Source organism: Tepidimonas sp. (genome assembly GCF_029335975.1).
GTDB lineage: Bacteria > Pseudomonadota > Gammaproteobacteria > Burkholderiales > Burkholderiaceae_C > Tepidimonas.
On sequence record NZ_JARJMT020000106.1, the window covers coordinates 1 to 5644 of the forward strand.

Genomic DNA, 5644 nt, shown 5'->3' on the forward strand with positions numbered 1-5644 from the left:
GGAGGGAACCGAGGTGCATCGCCCACCGTCTTCGACCGCGCGTGAGCGCAAGCGGTGGGGGATGAGGGGGATGCGAGGTGCCTCTGCAGCCACGCCACCGCAGCACCGCCTCAGGTCACCGCGTGAATCCGCGGGCATGCGCGGTGTACTGCCAGCGCTTCCCGCCGCGAGGCCGCGCTGTGACCTCCCGCGTCACTCCGCCCCGGCCGGAACGCCCAGGCCGCGCTGCACGGCGGCTCGCGCGAGGAAGGCGGCCAGTGCGCGTTGTACCTCGGGGAAGTCGCTCCAGCCCACCAGGTCGCCGGCCTGGTAGCGCTCGATGAGGTTGTGCACCCAGGGGAAGATGGCGATGTCGGCAATGGTGTAGTCCTCGCCCATGATCCAGGTGCGGCCCGTCAACCGCTGGTTGAGCACGCCGAGCAGCCGGCGCGACTCGGCGGTGTAGCGGTCGCGTGGGCGTTTGTCCTCGAAATCCTTGCCACCGAAGACCGTGAAGAAACCCACCTGGCCGAACATGGGGCCGATGCCGCCCATCTGGAACATCAGCCACTGCAGGGTCTCGTAGCGGCGTGCGGGCGCCGTGGGCAGGAAGCGCCCGGTCTTCTCGGCGAGGTAGATCAGGATGGCGCCGGATTCCCACAGCGGCATCGGCTCGCCGTCGGGGCCGTTGGGGTCGAGGATGGCGGGGATCTTGTTGTTGGGGTTGAGCGAGAGGAATTCGGGGGTGAACTGGTCGCCGGTGTCGAAGCTCACGCGGTGCGCTTCATACGGCAAGCCGCATTCCTCCAGCATGATGGAAATTTTCACGCCGTTGGGCGTGGGCAGGCTGTAGAGCTGCAGCCGCTCGGGGTGGCGCGCCGGCCATTTGCGGGTGATGGGGAAGGTGCTGAGTTGGGCCATGTGTGGAAGCCTCGCAGAGGGCGAAAGAGCACAAACGCTGAAAAAAATTGCTGCGCGGGTGCGACTTTGACATCAGCCGAAGCTTACTCCCTCGAGATGCGTTGCTCGCATCTGGCGTGTATGCCGAGACGCCTTTTTCGATCAATCGTCTGCCCGGCGTGGTCGCCTCGCATCCTGCGCGCCGTGCCTTGCGCTGCATACCGCTCGCAGCTCGTCTTCGCGTTTCCCAACAATCGGCCTCTTTGCCCAGCTTTGGCGCTGTGACAAGGTTCGCGCTGCCGTGCGCCACCCAAGTGGCGCGAACAGCCGCTGCACCCGCACGGTACCCGAGCAGGGCGCAGCGGCTGAACTCGCTCCGCCTACTTGGCGTCAACCGCTTGCGCCGCCGTCTGAACATTGTTCATGCGGTTTTGCAAGCTGTAGTAAGCCGCGATGTTCACGATGTCTCGGTCAGAGAGTGGTTTGGCCATGGCGTTCATGGTGGGGTCTTGCCGTTGGCCGTCGCGGTAGGCGCGCAAAGCGTTTTCGAGATAGTGTCTCTCCTGGCCAGCCAGATGCGGCGTGCCCGGAATTCTCGAGATGCCATCTGCGTTGTGGCACGCAAAGCAGACAGCTGCCCGCTTTTTGCCCGCGCCCACATCAGGTGCGGGGCCGGATTGCGTTTGCGCGTGAGCCACGTGCGAGGCCAGCAGCCAAGCAGCCAAACCAATGCGAATCAGTGTTTCCATATGCATACCCAAAATCAGACGAAACTGTTGCGAAGCCAGATCACGATCCCGTAGACGAAGAACACGGCGATCCACAAGCCCAAAACCGCTACCGCCCCCGTTCCGAGGCGCGCTACGCTGCGATCAGCGGTGTAGAGGCCTTGCACGCGCCCGGCGCGGTACAGCAAGGTGAGATAAAAGCCGCCGACCAGTCCGCCCACGCCGACGAACGTGGAGAAGAACAGCAGCGTGGATGGCCAATCGACATGCACCGTGTAGGTGGCGATGTCATAGCCCAGCGGTTTGAGGTGGGCGATGCGCACGATCTCGCGCCACAACGCCAGCAGCGCCAGCACGCCGAAACCACCGACAACCGGCAGGTACCCGTTCGTGTGCGCCTTCAGACGCTTCGTCCAGACCAGCATGCCGATCAGTGACAACGCCAACCCCCATCCGATCGGATGCGCAGCCAGCCCGGAGCCGTCGGGATGGGCAAACTGCCAGAACAGAAACGGGATCAGCGAAAAAGCGAAGCCCCAGACCGCAAGCCGCTGGCCAAGCGATCGGACGTACTGGCGGTACTCCGGCTCGCGGTCGGCCCGCGTGGCAAAGTAGTGGGCATATGCGATCAGGAAGACGCCCACTGCAGGCAGCGACAGGCTCATGATGAACACATAGCGGGGCCACTGGATGGCATGCAGCGACGAGCCGCTGGTGTCCACCACGCCATTCGGCGCATACCAGTTCATCCACTGCGCGGGCAGCAGCTCCTGGTAGGACAGCGCGTGCATGATCAGTCCATCAAGGCAGAACAACGCCAGCGCGACCCAGGCAAAAATGCCCATGTACCGCTTGGCGCCCTCATGGTTGGCGTAGTAGAAGATGAACCAACTGCAGTAGCCGACGATGAGGGTGAAGATGAAGGCAATGACCCATCGCCCCGACAGGACGTTCGAAACATACCACTGCGGGTCGTAAATCACCTGTGTAAACAGCAAGGGTGCGACGCCCAGCACGATGAGCAGCGAGACCCCCACTTTGGCCACCTTGGTCATCGCCATCGACAGACGCCCCCAGAAAGGCCCTTTACCGCGTTGGTAAAAGCTGTAGATGGCCAGGCCGGCAGCACCTAGCGTCAGGTGCACAAAGGCAATGTGCAGAACCCAGGTGATCACCATCAAGCCCTGGAACAGCACCGGATGCGCGGGAACCCCAGCGGGGTCGCGCATGGTGTTCATGACGGTTCCGATATCCATCGCCTCACTCCCCCTTGGCAGCCACTTGTGTGGTCATTTTTTGTTGCTCTGCAATCAACCGATCCACATCCTGGCCGCTGTTGACTGTGGCAAGGTAGTGCGCAATCGCTCGGACTTCGTCTTCGGGCAAGTCGATGCGCGGCATGTAGGGCTGGGTACCGTGCTTGAGCGGCCCTTGCATGAATGCCATGATCAAATCCTCGTCGGTTGCACCGTGGAACTTGTCAGGGATGTTGCGCAGTGGCGTTTTGGGCTCCAGGGAGTGGCAGTTCGCGCATGCGACCTGGCTCAGCAAGCGTCCGACTTCGAGGCGGTTGCCATCATTGACCACGCGCAAGCGCTCCGGCACGAACGGATGCAGTTTGAGAAAGCCGCTTTCGGCGATCTTGTCCACCTCACCGACGATGCCCTTGCCCGGCACGTCACGCGCAATGACCTGGTTGCTGTAGATGTACTGGCCTGCTACGAAGGGCTTGCGCATCGATTCGCGCATGCGCTCTTCGGGCCACACACCGACCACCGAAATGAAAGCGAACAGTGCGACGGCCAGCGATGTGTAGATGCGCTGAGGCTTCCACCACGCAAACACCAACCACAGCGTGGACACGACAAAAACCGCCACCATACCCTGCGCATACACCGGCAGCAGATGGGTGTTGAGCATGACGATGGCGTTGTTCGGCAGCGTTTGCAGGTAGTACAGGAACATCATCACGGCAAACAGACCGCCGACCAGACCGATGGGAGTGAGGAACTTGACCACGCTGCGCCGCAGCTCCAGGTCCTTCATGCGGCTGGCCACCATCAAACCCACGACCACAGCCATGACCATCATGGAGCCTGTGCGCGTGCCCAGGTGCGCGAAGAAGTTGATGTTGTAGAAAGCGTCGTTGGTCGAACCGGTCTGGTACCAGTTGTCATGCCCGGGCCACATCATGAAAGACAAGATGCCGACGATCAGCAGCATCGTCGCCCACGATGCGAGCGCGAACGACCAGGTGAGCTTGAGATGGGTCTTGGCATCGATCTTGCCGATCAGGTAAACCAATGCATAGACACCAATCACCTCGACGGTGAAGTACACCCACTCAGCGGCCCAGACCCACACGAAGTTGTGAATCAGACCGCCAACACCGCGCGGGCTGGCAACCGTGATGGCATACCAGATACCGGGGCCCGTGATGGAGCCGATGATGTATGAAAATACCAGCAGGAACATGCCGTACTTCTTGACGAAGTCCATCAATTGCGGCTTGTTCTCCCGGTACGCTTTGGTCTCAAGCAACGCGAACAAAAAAGACGCGCCGACCGACGTGTGGGACGCCACGACGTGAATCACGCCGATGATGCCCATGACCCACGCTGTACCAATGGCGGGGACATAGAACGTCGGGTACATGCCGAGCATGTCCATACGTTTCTCCTTGAATGATGAGGACGCTCAGGCGTCAAGCGGTCGCACTCAGCGCGCGACATCGACAGGCCAAGAGCTAGTGTTTTGGTTTGTGGAGGGTTTCGGAGCCCTGCTGGCGCCCTGCGTATCAACAACGGCCAAGGTCAGCGAGCGCGAGCTTGTCGCACTGTCCCAGACCAGGTCGCGCCGTTTGGCGCAGAGCGCACATCAGCAAGCCATCAGACGCCTGCCCGCAGCAGCGAGCGTCAAGGCTGGCCCAGCCGGTGCGGCTTGGGTCGCGCCGATGCCGATGGCTGTCATCGGCCGCATCACCCGCGGGTAAGGGTTCATGTTGGTCTCCGAGCTCCATTGACGCCACCCGATCGCCCGCATGCAGGGGTGATTAGGCGCAGAGCGAACACGGATCGGTCACGACCGGCCCAGTGCTCGGTTCAAACCAGGGTCAGGAGAGGGCGGGCGGTGCCCGAGTGGGATGCGCGTCTCGGATGAAGCGCCTGTAAACAGCGGTGTCGTCGCCACCGGTGAGCAGCGGACCGGTGGAGGCCACGGCGGCCCGCCAGGTGTAGGCTTCGGTCGGAACGACAGGGGTGTGGTGGTGCAGCAGGCAATAACCGCAATGGTCGTCGTGCACCATTGGGGCGTCGGCTGGCGTCTGCGAACCCAGATCAACCGCAATACGCTGCGGCCCGTTTGTGCTGCAAACCTCAATCCATGTGATGCGCTGCGCGTTGGCGGCAAGAACTTTCGATATGGCTGGAGCGAATGCGCCAAAGACCATCGCGCACAGCGCAAGCCATGCGAGTCGTTGGTGCAGCCATCCGCGCAAGCGCATAAATCAGCCGTCCGTTGTGGCGAGAGCCGCCACCGTGCGGTCTTTCAAGGCCAGCAATTTCTGGACCTTGCTACCCAAGCCCATCAGCTGCCGCATGGACTCGGGTGAGAGGCGCTGGAGGTCGTCAAACCCGTTGTTCGCCAACTCAATCAGCTCGTACATCTCGCGCATACGGGCCAAGGCATAGCGGTCCGACGCGGCGGCCGATGGCGCCAGCAAGGCTTGGCGCAACATGGTGAGCGTCGGTTCAACCTCACGCCGCCGCCTCTCCGCAGCAACCGCCTTGAAGATCTCCCAGACGCTGCCCAAGGTGGTGTAGTACTCCCGCCGATCCCCGGGCTTGCGCGACAGCCTCACCAGCTGCCAAGCTTCGAGCTCCTTGAGGCTGATGCTGACGTTCGAGCGCGAAATGCCCAAGGCATCGCCGATATCCTCGGCATTGAGTGGGTGCTCGGAGACCAGCAGCAGCGCATAAATCTGGCTGACCGTCCGGCTGATGCCCCAGCGGCTCCCCATCTCGCCAAAGTGCGCAACG

General features: G+C 62.1%; 6 protein-coding genes. All 6 read right to left on the bottom strand.

Annotation, left to right across the window (positions count from 1 at the left end; translation table 11 throughout):
• Nucleotides 1–192: 192 nt before the first annotated feature.
• On the bottom strand, nt 193–900 hold the full coding sequence (locus tag P3W97_RS05865; protein ID WP_300844708.1) for a glutathione S-transferase C-terminal domain-containing protein: 708 nt from the start codon (nt 898–900) through the stop codon (nt 193–195).
• Between the two features lie 359 nt (nt 901–1259).
• On the bottom strand, nt 1260–1628 hold the full coding sequence (locus P3W97_RS05870; RefSeq protein ID WP_300844711.1) for a cytochrome c: 369 nt from the start codon (nt 1626–1628) through the stop codon (nt 1260–1262).
• Between the two features lie 14 nt (nt 1629–1642).
• Nucleotides 1643–2863, bottom strand: coding sequence for a hypothetical protein (locus tag P3W97_RS05875; protein WP_300844712.1), 1221 nt, complete (start codon nt 2861–2863; stop codon nt 1643–1645).
• 4 nt (nt 2864–2867) lie between these two features.
• Entirely contained in the window at nt 2868–4277 is a 1410-nt protein-coding gene (locus tag P3W97_RS05880; protein WP_300844714.1) for a cytochrome c, read from the bottom strand.
• A gap of 442 nt (nt 4278–4719) precedes the next feature.
• On the bottom strand, nt 4720–5109 hold the full coding sequence (locus tag P3W97_RS05885; RefSeq protein WP_300844716.1) for a DUF2946 domain-containing protein: 390 nt from the start codon (nt 5107–5109) through the stop codon (nt 4720–4722).
• A gap of 3 nt (nt 5110–5112) precedes the next feature.
• Nucleotides 5113–5644 (bottom strand): MarR family transcriptional regulator (locus P3W97_RS05890; protein ID WP_300844718.1); only part of this gene is annotated, 532 nt, incomplete at its 5' end.

Coding starts and splice junctions, on each gene's coding strand:
- P3W97_RS05870 (WP_300844711.1), bottom strand. CDS start 1,628: ATGGAAACACTGATTCGCATTGGTTTGGCTGCTTGGCTGCTGGCCTCG.
- P3W97_RS05885 (WP_300844716.1), bottom strand. CDS start 5,109: ATGCGCTTGCGCGGATGGCTGCACCAACGACTCGCATGGCTTGCGCTG.
- P3W97_RS05865 (WP_300844708.1), bottom strand. CDS start 900: ATGGCCCAACTCAGCACCTTCCCCATCACCCGCAAATGGCCGGCGCGC.
- P3W97_RS05880 (WP_300844714.1), bottom strand. CDS start 4,277: ATGGACATGCTCGGCATGTACCCGACGTTCTATGTCCCCGCCATTGGT.
- P3W97_RS05875 (WP_300844712.1), bottom strand. CDS start 2,863: ATGGATATCGGAACCGTCATGAACACCATGCGCGACCCCGCTGGGGTT.